Origin of the sequence: Neobacillus niacini, assembly GCF_023715785.1 — a bacterium.
Classification (GTDB): domain Bacteria; phylum Bacillota; class Bacilli; order Bacillales; family Cytobacillaceae; genus Neobacillus; species Neobacillus niacini_E.
This window is the reverse complement of record NZ_JAMBOX010000001.1, coordinates 381,223-407,584: the sequence shown is the minus strand read 5'-3', so window position 1 is coordinate 407,584 and position 26,362 is coordinate 381,223. Positions and strand designations below refer to the sequence as shown.

21 protein-coding genes and 1 pseudogene are annotated in these 26,362 nt (G+C 43.7%); 13 read left to right on the top strand and 9 right to left on the bottom strand.

Going from position 1 to position 26,362, the window contains the following annotated elements; all coding sequences use genetic code 11:
- Positions 1-605 precede the first annotated feature (605 nt).
- Complete coding sequence (locus tag M3234_RS02015; protein WP_262303072.1) at positions 606-2,813, top strand: beta-N-acetylhexosaminidase family protein; 2,208 nt, start codon at positions 606-608, stop codon at positions 2,811-2,813.
- 264 nt (positions 2,814-3,077) lie between these two features.
- Positions 3,078-3,593 carry a DoxX family membrane protein gene (locus M3234_RS02010; RefSeq protein WP_262303071.1) on the top strand — a complete coding sequence of 172 codons (516 nt, stop codon included), beginning with the start codon at positions 3,078-3,080 and terminating at the stop codon, positions 3,591-3,593.
- Positions 3,594-3,884: 291 nt separating this feature from the next.
- On the opposite strand, the gene M3234_RS02005 is transcribed toward M3234_RS02010, so the two are convergent.
- Together M3234_RS02005 and M3234_RS02000 are read right to left on the bottom strand one after the other, a co-directional pair.
- Positions 3,885-4,793: a hypothetical protein gene (locus M3234_RS02005; protein WP_262303070.1), complete on the bottom strand. Its 909-nt coding sequence runs from the start codon at positions 4,791-4,793 to the stop codon at positions 3,885-3,887.
- An 84-nt stretch (positions 4,794-4,877) separates the two neighbouring features.
- A complete protein-coding gene (locus M3234_RS02000; protein ID WP_262303069.1) occupies positions 4,878-5,750 on the bottom strand; it encodes a hypothetical protein in 873 nt (290 codons plus the stop codon).
- Between the two features lie 1,788 nt (positions 5,751-7,538).
- Here M3234_RS02000 and nhaC point away from each other — a divergent pair.
- The gene (gene nhaC / locus M3234_RS01995) at positions 7,539-8,963 is read left to right on the top strand and encodes a Na+/H+ antiporter NhaC (RefSeq protein ID WP_262303068.1); all 1,425 of its coding nucleotides are present in this window, start codon (positions 7,539-7,541) and stop codon (positions 8,961-8,963) included.
- A gap of 109 nt (positions 8,964-9,072) precedes the next feature.
- Here nhaC and M3234_RS01990 read toward each other — a convergent pair whose 3' ends face one another.
- The gene (locus M3234_RS01990; RefSeq protein WP_262303067.1) at positions 9,073-9,594 is read right to left on the bottom strand and encodes a DsbA family protein; all 522 of its coding nucleotides are present in this window, start codon (positions 9,592-9,594) and stop codon (positions 9,073-9,075) included.
- Between the two features lie 190 nt (positions 9,595-9,784).
- On the opposite strand from M3234_RS01990, the gene M3234_RS01985 reads away from it, so the two are divergent.
- The 3 genes from M3234_RS01985 to M3234_RS01975 are packed head-to-tail and all read left to right on the top strand — an operon-like array spanning position 9,785 to position 12,329.
- Positions 9,785-10,786, top strand: a complete 1,002-nt coding sequence (locus M3234_RS01985; protein WP_262303066.1) for an aliphatic sulfonate ABC transporter substrate-binding protein — start codon at positions 9,785-9,787, stop codon at positions 10,784-10,786.
- Between the two features lie 9 nt (positions 10,787-10,795).
- Positions 10,796-11,572 (top strand): aliphatic sulfonate ABC transporter permease SsuC, encoded by a 777-nt coding sequence (gene ssuC, locus M3234_RS01980; protein WP_262303065.1) that lies wholly within the window; start codon positions 10,796-10,798, stop codon positions 11,570-11,572.
- Positions 11,573-11,588: 16 nt separating this feature from the next.
- The gene (locus M3234_RS01975) at positions 11,589-12,329 is read left to right on the top strand and encodes an ABC transporter ATP-binding protein (protein WP_262303064.1); all 741 of its coding nucleotides are present in this window, start codon (positions 11,589-11,591) and stop codon (positions 12,327-12,329) included.
- Between the two features lie 66 nt (positions 12,330-12,395).
- On the opposite strand, the gene M3234_RS01970 is transcribed toward M3234_RS01975, so the two are convergent.
- A complete protein-coding gene (locus M3234_RS01970; RefSeq protein ID WP_262303063.1) occupies positions 12,396-12,545 on the bottom strand; it encodes a hypothetical protein in 150 nt (49 codons plus the stop codon).
- Positions 12,546-12,841: 296 nt separating this feature from the next.
- On the opposite strand from M3234_RS01970, the gene M3234_RS01965 reads away from it, so the two are divergent.
- Positions 12,842-13,357 carry a DoxX family membrane protein gene (locus M3234_RS01965; RefSeq protein ID WP_262303062.1) on the top strand — a complete coding sequence of 172 codons (516 nt, stop codon included), beginning with the start codon at positions 12,842-12,844 and terminating at the stop codon, positions 13,355-13,357.
- A 465-nt stretch (positions 13,358-13,822) separates the two neighbouring features.
- Positions 13,823-18,616 carry an Ig-like domain-containing protein gene (locus M3234_RS01960; protein ID WP_262303061.1) on the top strand — a complete coding sequence of 1,598 codons (4,794 nt, stop codon included), beginning with the start codon at positions 13,823-13,825 and terminating at the stop codon, positions 18,614-18,616.
- 39 nt (positions 18,617-18,655) lie between these two features.
- Here M3234_RS01960 and M3234_RS01955 read toward each other — a convergent pair whose 3' ends face one another.
- The 3 genes and pseudogenes from M3234_RS01955 to M3234_RS01945 form a co-directional block, all read right to left on the bottom strand.
- Positions 18,656-19,192 carry a cadmium resistance transporter gene (locus M3234_RS01955; RefSeq protein ID WP_262303060.1) on the bottom strand — a complete coding sequence of 179 codons (537 nt, stop codon included), beginning with the start codon at positions 19,190-19,192 and terminating at the stop codon, positions 18,656-18,658.
- A gap of 166 nt (positions 19,193-19,358) precedes the next feature.
- Positions 19,359-19,916 (bottom strand): manganese efflux pump MntP, encoded by a 558-nt coding sequence (locus M3234_RS01950; RefSeq protein WP_262303059.1) that lies wholly within the window; start codon positions 19,914-19,916, stop codon positions 19,359-19,361.
- Between the two features lie 184 nt (positions 19,917-20,100).
- Positions 20,101-20,220, bottom strand: a pseudogene (locus tag M3234_RS01945) (excalibur calcium-binding domain-containing protein); the annotation flags it as partial.
- 309 nt (positions 20,221-20,529) lie between these two features.
- On the opposite strand from M3234_RS01945, the gene M3234_RS01940 reads away from it, so the two are divergent.
- The 3 genes from M3234_RS01940 to M3234_RS01930 all read left to right on the top strand — a co-directional run bounded on the left by M3234_RS01940 (position 20,530) and on the right by M3234_RS01930 (position 24,244).
- A complete protein-coding gene (locus tag M3234_RS01940; RefSeq protein ID WP_262303058.1) occupies positions 20,530-21,102 on the top strand; it encodes a TetR/AcrR family transcriptional regulator in 573 nt (190 codons plus the stop codon).
- 110 nt (positions 21,103-21,212) lie between these two features.
- Positions 21,213-23,447, top strand: coding sequence for a YhgE/Pip domain-containing protein (locus M3234_RS01935; RefSeq protein WP_262303057.1), 2,235 nt, complete (start codon positions 21,213-21,215; stop codon positions 23,445-23,447).
- Positions 23,448-23,728: 281 nt separating this feature from the next.
- Positions 23,729-24,244: a DoxX family membrane protein gene (locus tag M3234_RS01930; protein WP_262303056.1), complete on the top strand. Its 516-nt coding sequence runs from the start codon at positions 23,729-23,731 to the stop codon at positions 24,242-24,244.
- Between the two features lie 386 nt (positions 24,245-24,630).
- Here M3234_RS01930 and M3234_RS01925 read toward each other — a convergent pair whose 3' ends face one another.
- Together M3234_RS01925 and M3234_RS01920 are read right to left on the bottom strand one after the other, a co-directional pair.
- Entirely contained in the window at positions 24,631-24,732 is a 102-nt protein-coding gene (locus tag M3234_RS01925; protein WP_262303055.1) for a YjcZ family sporulation protein, read from the bottom strand.
- 44 nt (positions 24,733-24,776) lie between these two features.
- Positions 24,777-24,875, bottom strand: a complete 99-nt coding sequence (locus M3234_RS01920) for a YjcZ family sporulation protein (protein ID WP_262303054.1) — start codon at positions 24,873-24,875, stop codon at positions 24,777-24,779.
- A 240-nt stretch (positions 24,876-25,115) separates the two neighbouring features.
- Here M3234_RS01920 and M3234_RS01915 point away from each other — a divergent pair, with 240 nt between their 5' ends.
- Together M3234_RS01915 and M3234_RS01910 are read left to right on the top strand one after the other, a co-directional pair.
- Positions 25,116-25,724, top strand: a complete 609-nt coding sequence (locus M3234_RS01915) for a lysozyme inhibitor LprI family protein (protein WP_262303053.1) — start codon at positions 25,116-25,118, stop codon at positions 25,722-25,724.
- A gap of 65 nt (positions 25,725-25,789) precedes the next feature.
- Entirely contained in the window at positions 25,790-26,206 is a 417-nt protein-coding gene (locus M3234_RS01910; protein ID WP_262303052.1) for a DUF1259 domain-containing protein, read from the top strand.
- Positions 26,207-26,362 lie beyond the last annotated feature (156 nt).

The window sequence follows — 26,362 nt, the reverse complement described above, 5'->3', positions numbered from 1 at the left end:
CAAAAAGGGGGAGCCGTAATATGCTAACATTCATCAAATTTTCCGCTCGTAAAAAGGCAGAAATGTTGAATTGCCAACGTTTATAGCCAATTCACTTAATCGTTTGTCTGACTGCCAAGGATTTTTCAAATACCGTAAGGATGAATCCTTTAGTAGCGAGCATTTACCCCTGTTTATTCAAACGTCCGATTAGGTTGGCTTAGCGCAACATTTTAGCGAAAACCATCGAAGCAATCCCCCACAGTGTGGGCGTATCTCATACTGCTGCTTATATTACTCGTGAGCCGAAAGGACCGTTTCCATGTACTGGGAAACACTGCTTTCGGCACGTTATGTTTTAAAAGGACCAATGCTATAATGACTGTAACAGCTTACATAGGCATCACATGTTACTGACCCGATCAGGCATGGTGATAAATGAAGAGGACTCTTTTAAAAAACCTCTTTATCTATCGCCATGCCTTTTCTATGTATAAAAAACATCTACGAACTAGCAAATCCTAGGGTTCTGGAACCGCCGCATACACGGTGGTATCTGTGAAAATTGGTTGATAGAAATATTTCTATATAGATTTATCAACAACTAGCAAACAAAGGAGGATTTAATGGGGATGTTTTTTTTGAAAAGGGTACTGTTGATTTGCTTTACGGTTTTGCTGTGCCTGCCACTGGCGCTGCCAACCGGAATAAGCCAGGTTTCAGCGGCTAAGGCAGAAAATCCACGGAAGCTGGCGATTAACCCGGTTCCGCAGGAGCTAAAGGTGAATAGCGACGGGTTTCCGCTGACGCCAGTAGTAGGGATCGTGGCCGGTAAGGACACCGATGAGCAAGCGATTAACGAAGTAGTTCTAGCACTCGAAGCGGCGGAGGTGAAGCGGATTGAGTGGTTCAATCCAGGTGAGAAGGTGAATACCCCTGTCACAATTTGGATTGGCGGACCTACGGAAAATCCGGATTCTGCATCTGTATTAAAGCGGCTTGGGATTGAAGGGCCGCAAGCGTTGAAGGATGATGGGTACGTGCTTGCATCGTCTCAAAAAGGGAAGAAGCAAATTGTTCTAGCCGGAAAAGACAAGACAGGAACGTATTATGCAGCGAAAACGTTGAAACAAATCATCCAGGACAGGAAAGGTAGAGATTGGGTGCCCGAGGTGCAAATCCGGGACTGGCCGGAAATGCCGATTCGCGGATCGATCGAGGGCTTTTACGGGCCGCCTTGGACACATGAGGACAGATTAAATCAGTTGGATTTCTATGGGGACAATAAGCTGAATACATATATCTATGCACCGAAGGATGACCCCTACCATCGGGAACATTGGCGCGAGCCATACCCGGAGCAAGAAGTGGCCAGAATCAAGGAACTGATTGACAGGGCCAAGGAAAACCATGTGAAATTTACTTTCTCGCTGTCTCCGGGTCAATCGATCTGCTATTCTGGCGAGCAGGATTTTGAACTGTTGAAGGGAAAGATGGGAAAAATGTGGGAGTTGGGCGTCACCTCCTATGCGATTTTCCTTGATGACATCAATAAGACGCTATACTGCGAACAGGATCGAAGCAAATTTGGCGTCGATGCGGACCCGATTGCCGCAGCTCACGCGCATCTGCTTAATCGTTTTACTGAGGAATTTATCGAAACCCATGAAGGGGCTGAGCGTTTGATTACCGTACCGACCGATTATGCCGGCAATCAAACGAACTCCTACCGCGAGCGCTTTGCCGAGCTGCTCGATAAGGACACAGTCGTGATGTGGACTGGTCCCGATGTGGTTTCCGCGCATGTTACCGCAGAAGGAACCCAGCAGGTTCGGGATATTTTTCAACATGATTTGTTGTTATGGGATAACTATCCAGTCAATGATTTTGAACGGAGTCGACTCTTCCTCGGTCCACTCGAAAATCGGGCTCCGGATTTGACGGCGCACGGAATGGTCGGCTTGACAGCGAATCCGATGAATGAAGCCGAGGCGTCAAAAATTCCATTATTTACGATCGCCGATTACTCCTGGAATCCGGCTGACTATCATCCATTGGATTCTTGGGAGCGCAGTATTCAGTCGTTTGGAGGAGAGGCCGCAGGCGCATTGCGTACTTTTGCAGAGAATTCCGTTTCATCCACGCTTTCGGGGAAAGATTCTTTGACACTAACACCTTTGATTGAGGCGTTCTGGAAGGCGTACGGGACAGATGATACGGAAGATGCGGCGAGCAAGCTTTTGAAGGAATTTGAGAAGTTGCAGAAAGCTCCGGAGCAACTTCGCGAACAGCTCGATAATCGGAAGTTTTTAACCGAAACAAAGCCTTATTTGGAAAAAATTGAACTATACGGAGCGGCCGGCCAGCTGGCAGTGAAAGCCTCTGTAGCTGAAAAGTTAGCTGATACGGCGGCGGCCGCGCAGTACAGAGAGCAATTGAAGACGATGCTGCAAAGTATTGACGCCATCCCGCAAAAAATAGGCGAAACCGCGCTGAGGCCGTTCCTAGTCCAAGGAATCTGGGGTCAGCATGTGAAATCAAGGAAACTGGACGGCACCAACAAAACTCGCGGGGCCGATCAACTGATCCTGTTTACTCCTGACCGCGGAGCAACCACCCGAACCAATGAATACGGCTATGAAGTAACGGTTGTCGAGGGCATTGTCGTAAAACGAGGCGGCAACAATTCCGCCATCCCTGCAAACGGCTATGTCCTCAGCATCCACAACAGCAACTGGATGGAACGGAACTGGCTTGATGTTAACGCCGTTCTCGGCGCCAAGGTTCTGGTTGAAAATGGGCAGGTGCTGATTACGCCGCCTGCTGAACAGTGACCAAGATGACGTTCTTTTAATTAGGAAGTTTAGTACGAAAAAAATGCCCGACTAGCGGATGGAGCTGGTCGGGCTTTGTATTTTAATCAGCATTTAGTATTTGGAAAACTGCCATTTGGTTACCTGTTCAAATATTTGTCAAACCATTATTAACACTTTGTGAACTTAACACTATGACCATGTTAATAACAGAGAGAATGCTATATATTGTAAATGTAAGGAGCAACATTAATACGAAGCAACAAAAATAAGGGGGAAACAAAAATGTTTAACAAATTTTTAAGAGAAAATAAGATTTCAGCTGCCATTCTATTAGTCATTCGTTTATATCTTGGGTATTCTTGGTTCACAGCCGGTTTTCATAAAATCACAGGCGGGTTTGACGCTTCCGGCTTCTTAAAAGGAGTAACCGCTAACCCTGTAAAAGGTCCTGATGGCGCCGTCGTTTATGGCTGGTATGTGGAATTCCTTAAAGGCTTCGCACTTCCAAATGTAGATATCTTTAACGTCATCGTTCCTTGGGGCGAAACATTAATCGGTTTAGGTTTACTATTAGGTTGCTTAACTACAGCGGCCATGTTCTTCGGCCTAGTAATGAATTTCTCGTTCTTCCTAGCTGGAACCGTATCTCATAACCCAACAGACATTCTCTTAGGTTTCATTATCCTAGCTGCAGGTTACAACGCCGGCCGTTACGGATTGGACCGCTGGGTGATTCCATTTATCCGCAAGACTGCAAAAGTAAACACTGACAAAGGTACAACAGGATCAGCTGCATAAAGCAAAAGCAAAGGCCAGGGGACAGAGTTCTCCTGGCTTTTTAGTTTTGGTGATGTGTCAGTATTTAGTACGGACAGGCGGGAAATTGGAGGCGCAAATAAAATGGGAAGATCACAAATAAAAGGGTGATTTTCTCAAAAAAACAAGGCAAAGAGAGAGTGTAGTATCTGCTTCTAGCATATGGGAATACGAGGCTTTACCCATTAAAATGCCCGACTAGCAGAAGTGAGCTAGTCGGGCATTGCATCTATTTAAGGGGTTAGCCAGTGGCACACTCCCCAAAGATACAAATTATTCAACTACCACAGTTTCAGCTTCAACTGCTTCGTCGTCTTCTACTGTAGCATCAGTAGATTCTTCCGCCACAACCTCAGTAGGATCTTCCACAGTCACTTCAGTAGCTACTTCAACTTCCTCTTCAGAGACAACTTCATCAGAAACTTCTCCAGAAGCATGGACAGCTGCATTTGCATTCGCATGAGCTTTGCCCGTATCACTTGCATGTTCGAAAGCTTGTGAGTTGATTTTGTTTGCAACTGAAGGATTTACCTTCGGTTCAGGATCTTTGTCTGTCTCATCTTCGTCTTCGTCTGAATCTGCATCATCTTCATTTTTCGAGTTTACGATTCCTTTATGCTCATCAACGACATTCTTTGAATCAGAATTTTCTCCGGCATCTTCGGCATCCTCTGTAGTGGCTTCAGCATCAGCTTCTGTCGCTTGCGAATCCTCACTCTGAGCGTCTTCATCTTCAATTTCAACTTCCGTACCTTGCTCTTCTACAGTAACTTCCGTATTGACGTCAACGTTCTCCTCCACTGCAGGTTCTTGTACCGGAGCTTCCTCGATGACCGGCTCTTCAGCAACAGGCTCTTGCACAGGAGCTTCCTCAATGACTGGCTCTTCAGCAACAGGTTCTTCAACAGGAGCCTCTTGTGCCGGCGTTTCCTCTGTTTCCGCTCCTCCTAATTTTCCAATCTTGCCGAGTACGGCTGAGTTTGGATTAGCATGCATTTTTGCGGTTTCACTGGCATTTACACTCGCTTGAGATTTGGCTGCTAGTCCAGGATGCTGCTTTCCATTCCCGTTAGCCTTCACTGTATGCTCTACTTTTACATGAACGTTGTGTCCCTTATCAGGCCCAGCTGCCTCGGTAAAATGTGCACCGGCAAAAACGCCAAACGATACTGCTCCTGCCAATACAAAAGATTTCATAATTTTATTAGTGTTTAAATAATGTTTCATGATCCAATTCGCTCCTTTAATTTTCGTATTCCGTGGCATCTAGCTTCGGTTAACGGTCTTTAAAAAAGGAGCTGCTTGCGGCGGCGGTGAAGGCGGGGCGTTCACCCATTGAGTATTCAGTAATGCATAACGAGAAAGGAATGGTTGGACAAGCTTCATTTCAAAGTACTTATTCCATTCAAACCACTTATCTACCAAACTAGTTGTACCAATTCCCGTGATAACCCGGTCGTTTGCTGAGCCGCCGGCATTGGGTGAACGTTGTGTCGGGTTCGGGATCGGGGCCTGATCGACAGGCGGCAGTGGTTGTTCCTCGCTGGAAGGAGCCTTGTCCTCTTCCGTGGGAACGGGCAACGGAGGCGGTTCGATACTCTCCGCGTTCTTATTATTTGATATGTCTTCTTCCATCTGAGGCTCAAGTTTTGTCGCTTCGACTTCATCCTTTTCCTCTTGAACAGGGGGTTCAGCCATATCATTTAGTTGTTCTGGTTCCATCTCGCTGTTTTTTTTCTGGACATCGTCCTTTTTCTCCGGGCCTTGAGGATTTTCGGCTTGTTTTATGTTTGACAAACCATATCCGTTCCCATTGGCCTGCGCTGGCAAAGCTTTTACTGTTTCATTGACAGCTTGAGGGGCAACGGCCTTTTTAGAAGCGGCATGGGGAGGAACCTGTTTAACTGCCTTCGCTTGTTCAGGCAACGATACCGTTTTTTCTATTGGTTTAGGCCTTTCAACATTTACAGGAACGTTAGCTCGTGCAGCTGGGTTCTTTTTTGCTTCGGAAGGTTGTACGATGACCTTATTGGAATGTAACCGTCCATTTTGATCGCTCTTCTCGGCTAGGGCATTACCTGGCAAAAATAGGGCGGCGCCCATCATAAGAGCTGGTATAAGAAAATAACGGAAGTGCATTGTCTCACCCCCTTTCCTCTTATCGACATTTTCATTGACAGGATTCGAGGTGAATATACACTTTTTGACGTATTTTTTAGTAGTTTGCAAGAAACGAAACTTTTCTCCTACAAAAATGATTCGATTTTCCTGCATGAAAAGGGGGCATAAGTGGTTAACGGGTTCCGTTTCCTATCACAAAAACCCGAAAATGTAGTCAAATCTGTATCGCCTTTTGTATCTGTTTTTGCAATTAAAAATAAAAGGGCTCAGTTCACCTGAGCCACAGGCTGTCGAGAAACTTCTCGACAGCCTTATTAGCCTCTTATGACATGTCTGAGGAAAAAATCAAAAGGAACGCGTTATGAGGGCGTATTTTATAACTTGTTTGTGGAAAAAATCAAAGCGAACGCGTTATAAGGACGTCTCTTATGACGTGTCTGAGGAAAAAATCAAAGGAAACGCGTTATAAGAACGCTTCTTATGACGTGTCTGGGGAAAAAATCAAAGCGAACACGTTATAAGAACGCTTCTTATGACGTGTCTGAGGAAAAAATCAAAGCAAACGCGTTATAAGGACGCCTCTTATGACTTGTTTGTGAAAGAATTCAAAGGAAACGCGTTATAAGAACGCTTCTTATGACGTGTCTGGGGAAAAAATCAAAGCAAACGCGTTATAAGAGCGCTTCTTATGACGTGTCTAAGGAAAAAATCAAAGGAAACGCGTTATAAGGACACCTCTTATGACTTGTTTGTGGAAAAAATCAAAGCAAACGCGTTATAAGGACGCCTCTTATGACTTGTTTGTGAAAGAATTCAAAGGAAACGCGTTATAAGAACGCTTCTTATGACGTGTCTGGGGAAAAAATCAAAGCGAACACGTTATAAGAACGCCTCTTATGACGTGTTTATGGAGAAAAATCAAAGCGAACACGTTATAAGAGCGCCTCTTATGACGTGTTTATGGAAAAAATCAAAGCGAACGCGTTATAAGAGCGCCTCTTATGACGTGTCTGGGGAAAATGACAAGGCGATTAGAAGGGGCAATTTTAAAATAAAATCGGCAATTCAAATACCGATAAAATAAAAAATTGCCGAGAAAAAGACCCTTTCTCGAAAATCTAGGGCTCAGTTCACCTGAGCCACTTTTAATATCCAAATTAACTAGCTTATTGAACGCTACCCGTTTCATTACAGTCCTTCATATTGTCTTTGAAAAGTTGTATTTGAATCATTTTAAGGTCCAAAATAGGGTCCGAAAGGATTTTCTGGTGGATATTCCTCTAACTTATCAGCTGTTCGTTCATCGGGAGAAGTCGCCCCAGATTTTTTGTAAAAATAAATGGCTATTCCGGCTAATATAATGACAGGTGTAAATATATAAAACCAAATCATCTGCATAAAGGAAAGGCCAGGGGAACATTCCCCTGGCTTTTTCGTTTTAGGTGAGTGAAACATGGGGACGCTTTTGGTGGAACAAATGCCAGGAGAACCGTCCCCTGCTTCATTTTGGAGGATAAGGGAGCATTTTTATGAATTTGTCAGGTGAGTCATTCTCAAATATGGTCAGTATGGATTTTCCTGGTTTATGAGCATATACGGGAATTTACAGAATATTTTATCTGTTGTAGTATGTATAGTATCCTTTAAAAACGTGGTAAACGGAAGTGGCATCCGACCACTTGGTCGTGTTTTTAGGGAGTCTCCGAGTTGTCCTTTTTTACCCCCTTTCGTTTTACACGAGCTTTAATGGATACTCATCACAATAAAATTTCATGAACATCAAAACTATACGCAAGGAGTGGTTTGTTGGAACCCGATATTAGAAGAAAACCGTCTTTTCTGTTTGCCCTTGCCATGTTAATGGCAGCAATTCTTGTTATTTCACTTGGGATTTTAATTTTTGATGCACCGATTCAAATCCTGATGTTTATCAGTATACTTGTGCTCATTCCGTTTATGATGAGGTTAGGTTTTACCTACAAACAAGTTGAAAAATCGATGTTGAGATCGATGAGTAAGGCGTTACAGCCTGGGCTGATTTTATTAACCGTCGGTATTTTAATCGGTGCATGGATTGCTTCTGGTACAGTGCCAACCTTGATTTATTATGGAATTCATGCGGTAACACCTCAATTCTTTTTAGTCACGACGCTGCTTTTCTGTTCACTTGTTTCAGTGGCGACAGGTACATCGTGGGGAACAATAGGTACGGCTGGAATTGCCATGATGGGGGTTGGGTCCACTTTAGGGGTGCCTGTTGGGTTAACGGCAGGTGCAATTGTTAGTGGGGCCTATTTCGGAGACAAAATTTCACCACTTTCAGATTCTACCAATTTAGCTCCAGCTGTGACGGGAACGGATTTATTCACACATATCAAGCACATGCTTTGGACGACAGTACCCGCTTATTTAATTACGGCAGTCATTTTCACTGTGATTGGTTTAAAGTATAATGCATCGACTGTTGATACCGCGAGCGTTAATCAATTAACGACCTATCTGGATCAAACCTTCCACTTGGGGATTATCCCGTTGATTCCGATTATCGTTCTTATCGGATTGTTGATTTTGAAAAAACCGGCCATTCCTTCCATCTTTATTGCTGCAATAGTTGGCGGAGTGATTGCCACGGTTTATCAAGGGTTTAGCTTTAAGGAAACCCTTAACATTCTCTATAGTGGTTATGCGGTTGAATCAGGGATTGAGTTGGTGGACAGTTTACTGCAGCGCGGCGGATTGACCAGCATGCTTGGCCTGATTGCCTTATTCCTATTTGCGCTTGGCTTGGGGGGTATGTTAGCAGAGTCAGGTGTGTTAGAAGCTCTCATTGCTTCCTTTGCTCATAAAATTAAACATACGGGAATGCTTGTATTTGTGACGGTGCTTGTTAGCTACGCCACGCTTGCGATTGGTGGGGCTGTTTATTTTTCCATTGTTATGAGCGGTACGTTAATGAAACCTATTTTTGAACGATTAAATATGAAGCCTGAAAATCTTTCCAGGATACTCGAAGATACAGGAACGCAGGGAACAGCATTAATTCCTTGGACTGGTAGTGGTATTTATACTGCAGGTGCGCTAGGTGTGGCAACAGGTGTATACTTTCCATTCTGCTTCCTAGCCTTCCTGACACCATTGATTTCGTTATTCTATGGAATTACAGGGTTAACAATGAAAAGGTATGAATACCCTAAGAAAAACAAAACAGCCATCAAACCTCTTGAAGCCTAAATTAATCTAGGCCAGGGGACACGTTCCCCTGGCTTTTTCGTGTTAAACCATGGGGACGATTCTGTTGCACAAATTTAAGGAGAACCGTCCCGGTGGTTCACACGTCCGCTTAAGCCTGCTTCAATGCCGCTTCGATTTCAGCTTTGAGTTCAGCGGCGGTGATTTCAGTTGGGTATTGGTATTCCTTGTGGTTGATGAAGACGGTTGGCACCATTTTTACGCCGCGGCGAATCGCTTCAGCGATGACGTTTAGGCTGGTGTCGATGTTTTCCGGTTCTTCTTTTAGCCCATATTTTTCTTCGAGCATGTGCTTGATTTCGTGGTTTGTCCACTTGTCCCACGTACTTTGCTCTGCAAATAATTCCTTCATGATTTCCCTTACTCGATCCGGATTTTCATAATTGAGATGCGTGTTGATTAAGGCCCCAATGAGCAGCATTTCCCGAGGCTTGTCATAATGTTTGACGATATACTGGACTTGGCCGTTTTCCAGGTACTCCGGCAGGACCTCTTCCGCCATCGCAAAAAACGAGGCGCAATACGGGCAAGCTAAATTTAAGAACACTTCTACCTTTACCGGTGCATCCTTCTTGCCATAGCTTAATTGAGCATTCTCCACTTGATTTGTCATGTCCCATCCTCATTTTCTATAAAAATTAAATTTTCTAACTTTATCAAGTTTAATAATTCCTACTTTTTCTGTCAACTTTATTACTTTACTGTCTAAATCCGAGTAAATCTATTTGACTTACTAAATTGTAATATTTATAATTTGGTAATGTTGTAAATTTTTCAACAATTAAAACGGAGGGGGAAACAACATGAAGAAAGGAATCAATTGGCTCATCGCCATTCTCGTGGTTTTTGTGCTGGCAGCCTGTGGCGAAAAAACAGAAACTTCTTCAAAAGCAACAGGTGGAGAGGCTAAATCAACAGAAACCGTCAAAATTGGATTTCAAAAAGGGAATGTCTTACATATCCTAAAATCCCGCGGCAATCTGGACAAAGCTTTGGAAAAGAAAAATATAAAAGTAGAATGGGTGGAAATGCCGACAGGTGGCGCTTTGCTGGAGGCGCTCAACACCAATAATATTGACTTCGGCCATGCCGCCGATGCGAACGCCGTTTTTGCCCAAGCATCTGGTATGCCGCTTGTATACGTTGCTTCCGAGCATCCAAACCCGGAAGGTCTGGCCATTATTGTTCAAGGCGATACTACTATCAAATCGGTGAAGGACTTAAAAGGGAAAAAGATTGCGATTGGTAAAGGGTGGAATTCCCATTACTTACTCATGAAAGCACTGCAAAAAGAGGGACTATCCACAAAGGACGTAGAGTTCGCCTGGGTTAAGGATGCCTCTGAAGGTCGTGCCGCGTTCGAATCAAAACGTGTCGATGCTTTAGGTTTTTGGGATCCGTTCCTGGCGGTACTGCAGGACGACGTCAATCCAAAAATCTTGATTAACGGAGATGGGTATACAAACAATCGGACCTATCTTTTCGCAACAAAAGATTTTTCAAAGAATCATAGTGATGTGTTGAAAACCATCTTGGAAGAGTTAAATAAATCTGATCAATGGGCAAACGAGAATAAGAAAGAAGTAGCAAAAATGCTTGCTGATGCTCTAGGCATTCCGGTGAAGGCGTTAGAAACGACGATTGACCGCCGTACCTTTGGTGTTCAAGAAATCACCGATGAAGTAGCCGCAGAACAGCAGGATATTGCTGATATCTTTTTGCAAGAAGGCTTAATTGAAAAAGAAATTTCCGTTTCCGACTCGATTACGAAAAATCCTGAATGGCTACCGGAAAGTGTGAAATAGGGGAGAGCAATGAAGAAAAATAAGACAATGGAAGGAATCGTACCGTGGGTGTTGCCACTGCTGCTGCTGATCTTGTGGCAAATCGCTTCAAGCAGTGAATGGATCCCGTCGCGATTATTTCCGGCACCGACCGTCATCGTTCAAACATTCATAGAGGAACTGCAGTCCGGCATCCTGCTTCACCATCTCGGCATTAGTACGTACCGGGCGCTGGTCGGGCTGCTCATCGGCGGCGGGATTGGGTTTATTTTAGGATTGATAAACGGGTTATTTCCGTTTGCCGGCAAGTTTTTTGACTCGACGATACAAATGATTCGGAATGTCCCGCATTTGGCGTTGATTCCGCTGATTATCATTTGGCTTGGAATTGGCGAAACGGCCAAGATCTTTCTTGTGTCGCTCGGGGTTCTGTTCCCGATCTATGTGAACACCTATCACGGGATTCGGACTGTTGACCGCGGGTTAATCGAAATGGGCCGAGTGTATGGACTTCGTTCCTGGGAGCTTTTTCGAAAAATTATCCTGCCAGGGGCACTGCCATCGATTTTCGTGGGCCTGCGCTATGCACTCGGATTGATGTGGTTAACGTTAATTGTGGCCGAAACCATTGCGTCCGATTCTGGGATTGGGTACATGGCGATGAATGCCCGGGAGTTCATGAAGACGGATGTCATCATCTTAAGTATTATTATTTACGCGCTGCTCGGGAAGCTTGCCGATGTGCTGGCGAAGGTTATTGAGGAAAAGACGTTGAAATGGCATCCAAGTTATGCAAAACAGAAATAGGTTTGAGGTGAAACACATGGAACAGGGAGCAGGTCTTCAGGTCACGCAGATTTCGAAATCATTTGGCAGTGTGTCGGTGCTCGAGAAGCTCGACTTGACCGTGCAGCAAGGCGAATTTATTTCCATCGTCGGCCGAAGTGGCTGTGGGAAAAGTACGTTCTTGCGGCTGTTGGCAGGGCTGGATGAACCTACAACGGGGGAAATTCAGTTAAATGAGCAGAGGATAAAGGGGATCAATCCGGAGGTACGGGTCATGTTCCAGGAGTCGCGGCTGCTGCCATGGATGACGGTGGTCGAAAATGTGGAAATTGGCCTGAATGATCAGGCGTCATTATCGAAGGAAGAAAAGCGAAACCAAGCCCTGAAGATGCTGGAGCAGGTGGGGCTGAAGGGCCGTGAAAATGAGTGGCCGCACGTCTTATCGGGTGGACAAAAGCAACGGGTATCACTGGCGCGCGCGTTAATCAGCCGGCCAAAGCTGTTATTGCTTGACGAGCCGCTGGGCGCATTGGATGCCTTTACCCGTTTGGAAATGCACCAGCTTATCTTAAAGTTGTGGAACGAACACCGTTTCACTGCGTTTCTTGTCACCCATGACGTAGCCGAAGCCATCTCCCTGGCCGACCGCATTCTCTTGCTAGAAAAGGGTAAAATCGCCATGGACCTTCCCGTCGAGATTGAACGACCAAGGGAACGAGAGGACCATCATGTTTCCGAACTGGAAACGAAGGTTATTCGGCGGGTTATGCATACTTAAGTGGAGCAGGTAATTTGCTATTGATGAACAAGGGGTGGTGAGGTACCCCTTGTTTTTTGCCAACTACTAATTAAACCTTCCTTCAGTATCAGAACCAGATTCTTTATCCCCATCAGAAATTTTCACTCTCTTGGAATCACCAGCTTTGAAATATTGGTATTCCACGTCTCTATCCATATTTTTTACTGCCCTTTTTAAAAATTCCTCTTTGCTCATGTGCTGGCCTCCTAGTTTCTTTGAATTAGTTTAACCAAATGGCGACTGATCAATTATTTTCCAATCTGATCTCTTTATCAAAAATATAAAGGAGAATGGACCGAAAATGAAGGAATCCCCCGTTTTTGAACAACAGATCAGCTGTTTGCTCACTAGTTCAAATATTTGTCAAAGCATTATTAACACTTTGTGAACATAACACTGTGGATATGTTAATAACAGGGAGAATGCTATATATTGTAAGTGTAAGGAGCAAACATTCATACGGAGCAAGAAATTAAAAGGGGGAAACTAAAATGTTTAACAAATTTTTAAGAGAAAATAAGATTTCAGCTGCACTATTACTAGTGATTCGTTTATATCTCGGTTATTCTTGGTTCACAGCCGGTTTTCATAAAATCACAGGCGGGTTTGACGCTTCCGGTTTCTTAAAGGGAGTAACCGCTAATCCTGTAAAAGGTCCTGATGGCGCCGTCGTTTATGGCTGGTATGTAGAATTCCTTAAAGGCTTCGCACTTCCCAATGTAGATATCTTTAACATCATCGTTCCTTGGGGCGAAACATTAATCGGTTTAGGTTTACTATTAGGATGCTTAACTACAGCGGCGATGTTCTTCGGGCTAGTGATGAACTTCTCATTCTTCTTGGCCGGTACCGTATCTCATAACCCAACAGACATCTTCTTAGGCTTCATTATCTTGGCAGCAGGCTACAACGCTGGTCGCTACGGCTTAGACCGCTGGGTGATTCCATTCATCCGCAAAACTACTAAACTAGGCAATGACAAGACACCATCCAGAACAGCGGCATAAAGGAAAGGCCAGGGGACACGTTCCCCTGGCTTTTTTGTGTTAAACCATGTAAGCTATCGAGTCCATTGTGCTGTATGCGACCAAAACAAAAAGCGTATGAACCGAAAAGGTTTTTACGCTTTTACTTTTTATTTCTCGGGTTGTCTTTATTTTCGCTCGTATAATTGAAAGTTTCCTCATTTGCAAGGATAAATGTCACGCTAGTTCTTACAACGTTTCAGGGTAATTTATCCTATTAATCTTCCATTTAATTGAAAAATAGTTGATGCAGTCTTGTGACACTTATGTTATATTTTTAATTGTAAATTGTTGAAAATTGAGGAATTATAAGGGATTTTAGGGGGTAGATTGGTAGTATTCAATTTTTCTATAATGGCGATTTTTATGGAATAACTGGTTGGTTTTCCTATATTTCCGGTAAGATTCTGTAGTTGTCAAAATGATGACAAATAAGGGAGTGAACAAATGAGGAAGCTTCAATCTAAGATCGCGGCCCTGTTAGCCTTGCTTCTTTTAAGTGGGACTATTTTATCAGGGGTGGGTACCCAAACGGCATTTGCCGAGATGTTGAACGATATCGATTATGATCCGTTGATTGGCGAGCAAGTGCAAGTGGCACCTGAGTTTAAACTAATTCCGCAATCGGGAGAAACATTTGCAGAAGGAACGTTAAAGTTTGAGATTACTAGTCCCTATGTTTCTTCGGAACGATTATTTATACCGGATGGCAAAAAGGTCACATTAACGGATGGGTCAATCCTTGAAGTGAGAGGAGACCAAATCCTCCTCGAGGGTGTTCCGATTGCTTCTTTAAACAGTGTGGAAAACGGACAGGGCAAGGCGCTGAAAATTGATCTATCTGCCCCACTGGCTAACGGCAATTTTGAAAAACCGCTTTTGAATGGGGAAGTTCAAGATTGGACCATTCATACGACCAGTACAGGTCCGATTGGGAAGCCCGTGAACCAAGTTTGGCTGGGCCCATTGGCCGCCAAAACCCAATCAACGCCACAGAGAGTACGAGCCTATAGCAGTTTTCAGAGTAATGGAAACGGCAAGTATACAGCAACCGGTCCCGGAAATGCCTATACATATATTACAGATGTCAATTATGCCAACATCAATAGGGATGGCCCTGGAACGGTGGAAGGCCAAGAGACACTATTGAACAGCCCGGGAACGCTTGTGAAGGGATTGGCGAAGGACAACGGAAAAACCTACACAGGCCAATCGAGTTTAGAATTAGGGTTTAAAACTGGCCGGATCGATCAAAACAGTGTGAAATATGGCAGTGTCTTCCGCGTCGATGCCTGGAGCACACCGTTCCAAGCCAAAGCCGGTGATAAATTAAGCTTTGACTGGAGAGCGTTTACGGTTCCGAATGATACGAGTAATTACGATGATTATGAGGTATACGGATTTATTGTTGATCAAGATGGGAAACATACCGAAATTCTGTACGGCCGGGGTAAGGATCAACCATGGACCAATGTGATGGGAACCATCCCGAGTGACGGTACCTATCAATTCCGGTTTGTATCCGGATCGTTCGATGAAACCGATGGCGGAATCCTCGGGGCTACATTACGGATTGATAATGCCCGGATCATTAGCAGTCATGTGATTGCTAATGTTGTTGATGCGATTGCCCAGCTTGTGCATTATGAAAACTCAGAATACAGCGGCAATCGTCCAGTGAAAATCACACTTGTAAATGGTAAAGGTCAGCAGAGCGCGATTGCAGACAGTGATTTAACCATCAAGATGAGGACAAAGACTGAAGTCGCGAGCGAGCTGGAGGCGGCGTTAACCGTTGTCACACCGGCAAATGGGGCTGTTTTATACGACGCAACCCAGAGAACAATTGCCGGCACATCTATTGCTGGTACGACTGTTTCTGTAACGGTGACGGGCCCAGCGGGTTACCAGCCGGTCTCCAAAACTATATCCGCAGATGAAAACGGCCAATGGTCGTTTAAACTTGCCAATGATTTAATCAAAGGCGGATACACGATTAAAGCGACAGCCGCTAAAGGCGGAGCTGTTTCAAATGAGAAAGCATCAACGTTCTCATTTGTCGATAAAACCCCATTAGAAGATTATTACAATCAAGTTAAAAATTTGAATGAGGCTGATTATCAGTCAGGCTGGGCTGATGACAGTTCAGACGGAGACATTGAATTTGCGGAAGCCTTGCAGGCGGCCAAAGCAGTACTCGAGGATGTTGCCGATCCAGCCGATGGATCCCATCCCGACCAGGCATTGCTTGATCAAACCTTAGCAATCCTTCAGCAAGCGAAGGCGGCACTTGAAAAATGGTCTCCGGTGGAAACCAATCCCGCGTTATTTGAACACGGGAAGAGCCAAATCACGATTGATTTTAATAAAAATGTCAAGCTGACGTCAGTTAATCCGGCGGAAGGCTTTGTCGTCACCGTCGATGGAACAGATTACAACATCATTAGAGCAACGGCTGCAGGAGATAAAGTCATCTTAACCGTCGACAAGCCGCTCGACAGTGATGCCAATGAGGTGATCGTGGAATACAAGACAGACGGCCACACTAACCTGTTTGGCGACGAGGAAAACGGCTCTGCTGACAAGCCATTTAGGATTCATGCGGTCGACGATTTCGGGAAGGCGCTGCAAATCCAAACGACAAAAGGCAATACCGATGACAAAACCCCGTCCTTTACGGGTACGGTTCATTCATCGGCAACCGAAGTGACCCTGACAATCCACGACAGCAAAGGCTCCAAGGTTGTTACAAATGGACAGGCCTTTTTAAGTGGCGATGGAAGCTGGTCTTATAACGTGCCAGCAGGCAATGAGCTTGTTTATGGTGCCTATACGTACGAGGTCAACGCGAAATCTGCTGCCACAGGAAAAAATGTCACGAAATCAGCTGCATTCACAGTGGTGAACAAAACATTGCTTCAACAGGAAGCGAATGAAGTGGCTGGTTTTATCAAGGACGACTATCGTGCTGGCTGGAATGAATTCGAACAAGTGCTTGAAGTGGCTCGTGATGTTTTAGCGGACCCGAGGGCCTCACAGCAGGAAGTGGATGAGGTGTTAGCAGAGCTAGTACAAAAGCGCGCTGCTCTTGAAAAACATCCGCCGGTGGCAACGAATCCGGCCACCTATGAGCATGGCAAAACACAAATTACAGTTGATTTTAATAAAAATGTAAAGCTGAACGATGCGAATCCGGCTGAAGGCTTTGCCGTTACAGTGGAAAAAACAAATTATGAGGTGGACGGCGCGATTGTTAATGGCGACAAAGTAACGTTAACCGTGGCTGAACCGCTCGACAGTGACTCGAAAACTGTCACGGTGGAATATACACCGGACAGCACACCAAACCTTTTTGGCGATGAGGAGAATGGCACAGCCGCCGAGCATTTTGTGATTACGGCAAAAGACGAATTTGGCAAGGGGTTGCAAATCCTTGCAACGAAAGGCAACACCGACGACCGCACCCCGTTATTTACCGGCCAAGTCCACCCGGATGCGGACCGTGTGACAATCACCATCGTTAATTCTGGTAACAAGAAGTTCGTCAGCGATGCAACAGCGACGCTGAGCGGCGGCACCTGGATTTTTGATGACTGGACAGGCCTTCAAGCACTCGATCCAGGCAGCTACACCGCGGTGGTGACGGCAACGGATGCCGATTCAGGCAGAAGTGTCACAAAATCGGCTGCTTTCACGGTCGTCGATAAGACCGCCTTGGAAGATGCCGCCACTAGTGCGAAATTACTAAAAGAAAGCAACCATCGCTCCGGATGGGATGAATTTGCTGACGCACTTGAAGAGGCTGAGGCCGTGTTGCAAAACCCGACTGCCTCCCAAGCAGAAGTCGACCAAGCGTTGGCAATGATTTTGGATAAACGGGATGCCCTTGAAAAAATCGAGCCGAAACCAGTGAATGCCACTTTCGACCATGGCCATGCTGAAATCACGGTATCGTTTGATAAAAATGTGATGTTTGCCGATGGCACACAAGACGTAACGGAAGGCTTTACCGTGACAGTAGACGGCCAGGAAGTTAGTGTCATCGCGGCCGAATTGGTATCTCCGGATGCGGATGGCAAGATGAACAAAGTGAAACTGACGATGGCGGCAGGGACAAAGCTGTCCAGTGACGCAGAGGTCAGAGTGACGTATAGCAAAACAGCAGGAAGCGCCAACCTTATCGGCGATGAGGAAAATGGTACGGCCGTCGAAGACTTCAGCTTCGAGGCGAAGGACCCATTCGGCCATGCCTTGCAAATCGACAAGCCAAATGGCATCACCAATGATACGACCCCAATTATTGAAGGGACCGTCGATGCTGGTGCCGAGCACGGCGTCATTACGATTACGGGCCCTGACGGTGATCAGGTGATTGTCGATAAGGCTGAGATTACCATCCAAGCGGATGGCACCTGGACTTATAACGTCGAGGAAAAACTGGCACCAGGCGAGTACACAGTCGAAGTGTCTGCATCAAAGGCCGGCCGCCCGGATGTTGTCAAGTACCATCAGTTTACCGTCGTTGACAAGCAGGCCTTGGTCGACCTAAGGGAAGACATCACGAACAAGGATTTAGGGGAAGGCGAGTACACGAAAGAATCCTGGTCCGTATTTAAAAAAGCGTACAACAAGGCTAAAGAAGTAATTGACGATCCTGAAGCCACCCAAGCTGAGGTGAACGATGCTTTGGCTAAACTGAAAGAAGCGTATGAGGCGCTCGTCTATACGAAGGATTTAAAAATCGAAATCGGTCTGTCAGAGGACCTAGAGCCTTCAGACTACTCCAAGCCGAGCTGGGATGCCTATGAAAAAGCACTCAAGGAAGCCGAAGAGGTGGTCAACAACCCAAAAGCCACTCAAGAAGAGGTGGATGCGGCTAAAGAGGCATTAGAGAATGCCCGTAAGGCGTTAACCGTGGACAAATCAAAGTTAGTGGAAGAAACCGATCAATCGGGCGGATTAAAAGAGAAAGACTATACATCGGAAAGCTGGAAGGCCTATCAAGAAGCGTTAAAGAAGGCGAAATCTGTTCTGGCCGATTCCAAGGCAACACAAGCGGAAGTGGACGCTGCGTTCAAATCACTATTGCAGGCAAAAGCCTCATTGACAAAAGTTCAAAAGGATGCGCCTGCTCCGCTGCCAAATACCGCCACTAATATGTTTAATTGGTTGCTATCCGCTGCAACGATCATCGTGCTCGGACTTGCCCTGTTATGGCGTCGCAAAGAACATATTGAATAAGAAAACAGGACCAGCCCCCAACATTTGGGGGCTGGTTAATTAGAGGTTAAAAACGTAACTAAACGTATCGTGTTTAACCAAAATAAAAATACCTAGACCTATTAAGACAAGGGGAACAATAATGTGACCATTGCGTTCTAAAGTCTGAGCTATTAACGGTTGATGTACAAGGGTATTGGCTGCAAAACAAAGGACTGCTACAAGTACTAAAAAGATAAACACAATCATGATAATTTTCCACAAACTATTGGCTGAGAAGAAAGGAATGTAGACACCGATATTATCAACCCCATTAGCAAATGTGACTGTCGCAGTTTTTATTAACCAAATAAATCGAATAGAATGCTCTTTCCTCTTTTGGCTCAAAGATATCAATGATTGTATTCCAAAATAGATTGGAATGAATCCAAGTAGACCGATCCATGCTTTAGGAATGAGTAAGGTCCCTAATGCTCCAATGAAACTTATGATTAGAATAAGAATGAAACCCAGGTACTGTCCAGCCACAATAAAGCGTTTCTGTTCTGTTGTCTTTGCTTGTGAGAACCAGGTCATTAAGAGGAAAATGTCATCCATGTTTGTTGCTGCAAAAAAAACGATCGATGAAAAAATAAGAGGTACCATACACTAAGCTTTATCCTTTCAATAAATGGTCGTTAAATTATTAAAGACTTTAAATGAATGGCCTTCTAATCGAAGAAGAGTGGTAATGGCAGTCTAAAGGTGGGCGTTTCAACAAAGGTTAAAATAATTGCTTAAATCCGATAATAATTAAAATAAACCCAGCAATCAGTGGAGAGTAATGACCCAAGATACTTGAGAATACTCTATTTCCAACAGAATTTCCAAACCATATCGCTATATAACCCCAGACAGTAATACTAAAGATTACTGACCAAATAACCGAATTGTATGCAACCGTTGCCCCAGCTCCGCTAGCAATGTTTGTGATGGAAAGTGTAAATCCTAGTAAAATAGCCTGTCGAATATTAAGCTTTTGTATTTTAATCTCTCTTTTTTTAGAAACAAACCAACCATTATAAATGGTGAATACTCCAATGCAGAACAATATACAAAAAGATACCAGCCCAGTTTCCTTTTGAGAGATAAATTGTGAAATGACATAGCCTAAAAATACCCCAATGATTGTAGTAAAGAATCCAATGGCATTAATGATCAGGTTAAACCAAATAGGTATTTTCATCTTTTTAAGCCCATAGGCCATTCCAACGCCGATATTATCTATATTTGTACTTATTCCGATCAAATTTAATATGAAGAAAGAACTGAACCAATCCAACTTTATTCGTTCCCTCCTTTACAACCGATTGGAAAATGAGATTAAATAACCGTTTCAAAAGTACACGCAGCATGTCCTAATACATATGCTATGTAAGCAGGATTTAATACGTTCCCTGCTATTATTGCAAAAATAAAAAAAGAGATTGGAGCCCCAATCTCTTTTTTTTTTGCCCTTGAGCCTATTAGTTTCTTTCACAAGCATAGCCATCCTTATCCCGGTCCATTTTCGATTTATAAGCGGGATGGTCTGATGCAACTCCATTTGGATATATTTTATTCAGTTCAGTGCAGTTTGCAAACGATGTCTGTCCTGAGGTAGTCGATGTGGCTTGTTGCTGCTGTGCCTTTGCCTGAGCTTCCGCCTCTTGTTTTGCTTTTTCCTTTGCATCAGTTTTGCCTTTCACTTTTTCTTCTGATGCCTGTACTGTAGTCTCTTTTTTATCTGAAAGAAGTATTGCGGTACTTCCTAGCCAGAGAACCATTGCCCCTAACATGAGAAGAAATCTCTTTTTAGCTTCTTGTAAAAAGTTAATTAATATGTTATATTTTCTTTTGTGAAAAATGACTAAATTCCTCAATTGGTCAAACTGACGGAAAGTGAGGTGTAAGAGGTGACAATTGACAGAAGACAATTAATTGTCGATGCTGCGACAAAGTCCTTTTCTTTATTCGGGTACAAAGCGACGACAATGGACCAGGTTGCCAAATTAGCAAATGTGGGCAAAGGGACGATCTATACCTTTTTTAAGAATAAGGAAGAATTATTCGATGATATTATCAAAACCATGCTGCACGACATGAAGGAAGTAGCAGAAAGAGCATTTAACAAACAGAATTCGTTTCGTGAAAATGCCAATCAGGTGTTATTCGATCTCCTTGAATTTCGGAAATCGCACCAATTAACGATTAAGCTTTTTCAAGAAGAACGAGAAATTGGCACCCAAGCCGCTGTTGAAGTCGTTCAACGAGTGGAAACAGTCATTATTCATTATATGAAAGGGATTATCCAAGAAGCAATCGATCGTGGGGAAATTGAACCTTGTGATCCTGAAATAACTGCCTTTATCATGTTAAAGCTTTATGTGGCATTGATATTTGATTGGGAACGAAGCCATAAGCCCCTAGATAAAGAAGAGATTTCAAAGCTTTTTGAACTTTACCTTTTTAATGGCTTATCAAAATAATGGAAGTCCCACAAAGGGTTCTCTTATTTCGAATGGGAGCACCCTTACTATTTTCGCAAAAATGACCATTTGAACAAATTGGTCAATTATATTTAGGAGGCTTTATAGTAATGAAAGGTTCGTCTTTTTTAGCAGAATGTAAATTGATCCTATCGAACCGAAAAATTCTTATTCCAATTTTAGCCGTGGCGTTTGTTCCGGTGTTATATGCAGGCATGTTTTTATGGGCATTTTTAGATCCATATGACCATATGTCCGATTTGCCTGTAGCCATCGTGAATCAGGATCAAGGTGCAGAATTTGCAGGACAACAGCTGCAGCTTGGGAAAGAGCTGGTAAATAATCTTAAAGATAGTGATTCATTTAAGTTTAGTACCGTTTCGAAGGAAGCGGGATATAAGGGATTAGAGGAGCAGGATTACTATATTTTGGTCGAGATTCCCGAAAACTTCTCGGCGAATGCGACCACCTTGTTGGATGACAAGCCAGAAAAGCTGGAAATTAAATATGTTCCAAATGAAGGAGCAAACTTTCTGTCAAGTCAAATCGGGGAAACAGCGATGAAAGAAATAAAAGCGGAAATCTCAAAAAAAATAACTGCTACCTATGCTGAAACCATGTTCGATCAAGTAGCGGAACTGGCGGATGGTTTGAATCAGGCAAGTGATGGTGCTGGTCAATTGAAGGATGGTGCAGTCCAGCTTGCTGATGGGGCAAAGGTTTTAAAAGAAAATCTTGAAGTCTTAGCATCGAAATCAATTGAATTTCACGAAGGAATTCAAACCGCTACGCAAGGGTCAAAGACCTTAGCGACAGGTACCGAGCAAGTACAAGCGGGTCTCGGTGAAATTCATGCAAAGCTTCCGGCACTAATTGAAGGGACAAAATCTGCACAAGCAGGCATGGAGCAAATGAAAACAGAGCTGCCTGAGAAGATTGCTGCTGGAATCACTGGGCAACTAGCCGGAAATGCTAATCAATTAAATAAAGGTATCGATCAATTTGAGGAAAAGCTGGAATCGGGACTCACAGCTGGATTAACAGATGGCATTGCCCAAGGCTTATCGGAGGAATTGGCGAATCAATTAATCAATCAGCAAGCTTCGCAAATGCAGGAGTTAGCCGCAGCTTTAATTGAAAAAGGAATTCCGGCTGAGACTGTGCAGCAAATTGTCGCTGATGCGAAACAACAGGCTCCAACAAAAGCTGAATTGCAGCAACAGTTACAGCAGCAGCTTACTTCCAACTTAAAGCCGCAGCTAAAGCAAGAAATAGACTCTGGCCTAAATCAAGGCTTCAGCGAATTTAAAACGCAGCTCAATCAGCAATTACTGGGCGCAACCACCGGCCTTGAGGATCAGTTAAAAGCACAAACTTCCCCGGCATTTAATCAACTCATTGCAGGGCTTGGGGTAATTAATAAAGGTCAGCTTGGCTTGCAACAGGGGATCAATCAACTATACACAGGCTCCCAAGATTTGAACAAAGGGACTCATGATTTATCGGCCGGTATGGGTCAGATAGAGAATGGGGCAGAACAAATTCAAGCTGGGGCTGGACAACTTGCAGATGGCTCCAAAACATTAGCAGATGGGACAGTCAAGTTGAAGGATGGCTCCACTGAATTAGCCGCTAAATTAGCGGAAGGAGCCAAGGAAGCAGGCTCTGTTCAGGCCGATGATGACACGTATGATATGATGGGTGAACCCGTTGCGGTCGACAAGCAGGAGATCAATAAAGTGCCAAATTATGGTACAGGATTTGCTCCCTATTTCATCTCCCTCGGGTTATTTGTAGGGGCCTTGCTGATGTCGATTGTATTTGCTCTTAAAGAGCCGGCAGTTAGGCCGAAAAATGCACTTCAATGGTTTTTGGGGAAATTTGGTGTACTGGCGCTGGTTGGGTTGGCACAGGCTATTTTAGTAGACTTTATTATACTGGCTGTCTTAAAAATTGAAGTCGCCAGCATTCCCTTGTTCTTCGTGACTTCCCTCATTACCAGCTATGTATTTATGGCACTCATTCAAATGCTGGTTACAACGATGGGAGACCCTGGCCGTTTCATTGCGATTGTTATATTGATTTTACAATTAACCACGAGTGCAGGAACCTTCCCGCTCGAATTAATTCCAAATGCCCTGCAGCCCATTAATGCTTTATTACCTATGACTTATTCCGTTCAATCGTTTAAGGCGGTCATTTCAAGTGGTAACTTTGCTTATATGTGGCACAACAATGTCATCTTGTTAGCCTATATGGCTGGGTTCATGCTGGTGACAGTAGGTTACTTTAAAATGAAAATAAAAGGTAAAACATTAGTCCCAGCTGTTGAACGAGCAGCGTGAGGCAGAGGGAAATGTAAAGGCAGGGGACAGTGTTCTCCTGCCATTTTTCTGTCCTAAGGAATAGATGGGTGATGTTGTAGATGAAAAAAGGGGCGCTAGAGCCCCCCCTTTTTTTACTAATCAAACGCCGTTTACTCACTCGTTCAAATATTTGTCAAACCATTATTAACACTTTGTGAACTTAACACTATGACTATGTTATTAACAGAGAGAATGCTATATATTGTAAATGTAAGGAGCAAACATTAATACGAAGCAACAAAAATAAGGGGGAAACAAAAATGTTTAACAAATTTTTAAGAGAAAATAAGATTTCAGCTGCACTATTACTAGTGATTCGTTTATATCTTGGGTATTCTTGGTTCACAGCCGGTTTTCATAAAATCACTGGCGGGTTCGATGCTTCTGGTTTCTTAAAGGGAGTAACCGCTAATCCTGTAAAAGGTCCTGATGGCGCCGTCGTTTACGGCTGGTATGTAGAATTCCTTAAAGGCTTCGCACTTCCAAATGTAGATATTTTTAACGTCATCGTTCCTTGGGGTGAAACGCTAATTGGTTTAGGCTTACTATTAGGCTGCTTAACGACAGCCGCCATGTTCTTCGGTTTAGTGATGAACTTCTCATTCTTCTTGGCTGGTACCGTATCTCATAACCCAACAGACATTTTCTTAGGCTTCATTATCCTAGCTGCAGGTTATAACGCCGGCCGTTACGGGTTGGACCGCTGGGTGATTCCATTCATCCGCAAGACTGCAAAAGTAAACACTGACAAAGGCGCATCAGGAACAACTGCATAAATTAGAGGCCAGGGGACGCGTTCCCTGGCTTTTTTTCTGCAAGAATTTTACCGCCACACACGGAAAGAAACGTCTGCAGTAAATGCAAACGTTCCAAAAGAGAGGTCTAGTGGTTGCTTGGAGATTTAGGCTGGCGTATAAAATGAAGTTGACCGTATCAGAGGAAACCGCGTCTTCTTCTTTCGAACTCAAAGCGTCTTCTTCTTTCGAACTCAATGCGTCTTCTTCGCTCTATTTCAATTTCAATTTCAATGGGAAAGAACGGTCTTCTTCTAAATCCGTCAGGAAAGGGAAACATGCACACAACCTCCTTTCCCTAAAAAATTTATCAGGAAAAAGGACAGATTCACCAAATCCATCCTTTTTCACTCAGTAATGCCCCTCATTTAGTAGCCGCTCATAAAAGACGCTCCAACAATGACCAGGAGAATGAACAATACTACGATTAAAGCAAAATTACTAACATGGCTTCTTCTGCGCTCTTCCATATTTAACACCACCCTTCTTGTCCAGATTTCAAGCTTCACAATGGTTAATAAGCGAAGCTAGCTAGTACGATAATTAATAGAATGAACAACACTACAATTAATACAAAGCTGCTGCCGCCATATCCGTACATATTCCTCACCATCCTTTGGTCAACTTGTTGGACAACCCCTCGATATATATATATTTCTTAAGACAAAAGAAGATTGGACAACCATCATTATTTTGAAAAAATTTCAAAAAAGACAACAGGGCTGTTCGTGTGGCCCTAAACCAAGGTTTTTCGGGGAATCACACAAAGGTTAAAATGATTGAAATATACTGATTATTGTGAAAGAATGTACATAACGTAAAGGTTTAGAATGATAGAGAAAGTAGGCTTGAAATGAATCATAATCGAAATGTTTTAATGGGAATGGTATTGGTGGTATTCATGATTTTGGCGGCTTGTGGTAAATCATCAGACGATTCAAGTGCTGCGATGGGCAGCCAGTCAACTCAAAAAGCAGAATCGCCAAATACTCCTACTAATACAGAAAACAGTAATGATACTACCGAAGCAGAAAATATTAAAACAAACGAAAAAGTAGATGCACCAAAAAAAGAGGAAAACGTATCAACGAAGACTACAGCGAGTCTAAAGGAAGATTATCTCAAGAAATTAAATGCTACGAAAAAAGAAATGGACGAGATGCGTAATAATCCGATAGACAACACAACATTCGCTTTAAAAAAGGTAGAAGGAGATCTGTACGACGTTTGGGATGGATTGTTAAATGAGATTTATGGCGTCCTAAAGGAGCAACTTCCTTCGGAAGAGATGGAACAACTAAGAAAAGAACAACGGGAATGGATCGATTATCGAGATCGTACTGCAAAAGCGGCCTCTCTAAAATTTGAAGGCGGTACGATGGAACAATTAGAATATGTAGCGGTTCAGAACAACCTTACAGAGGAAAGATGTTTTGAACTAGTTGAAGACTATATGAAGTAATCATAGGAATGCCCCCGCAACCCACATGAATATAATCTAAAAAGAATGTGGAAGGGGCTAATGATATGTATGACATCAAGCAGCTTGGAGACCAATTTGCCCAAATATTAAATGGAAAAGCTAAAATGACAAAAAATGGCTGTTCGGTAAGCTTAAAGCGAAGTTTTCCTGTTCATATCCAAGGCCGGCCCAGTCATTCCGTTTTACCAGTAGGAATTTCCTTTGAGTCATTGGATGCAAACGGCCATGCACTAAACCTTGGGGAGATCACATTACTTGAACAGGAAATCCCAAATTTTTCGAAATCTGTTGTGGGTCAAGGATTAATAGTGAGTGCCTTGCATAATCACTGGATATTTACCCAGCCCAATCTGATGTATATTCATATTCAATCGGTTGAACCCCCTCTCTCCTTTGCGAGAAAAGTGGCCAACGCTTTTACAACATTAACAAGCCACCCGATACAGGGAAATAATGAATGAAAGCCAGGGGACACTACAGTCTCCTGGCTTTATCCTTGGCCGCAAAAAGCCCCTCCAACTACGGGAGACCCCCGCCGTTTCATGGCCAAAGTAGGACCTTGGGGACATCGTTTTTGCAATGAATTCAAGAATGGTCCCTCAATCAAATTGGGCAAG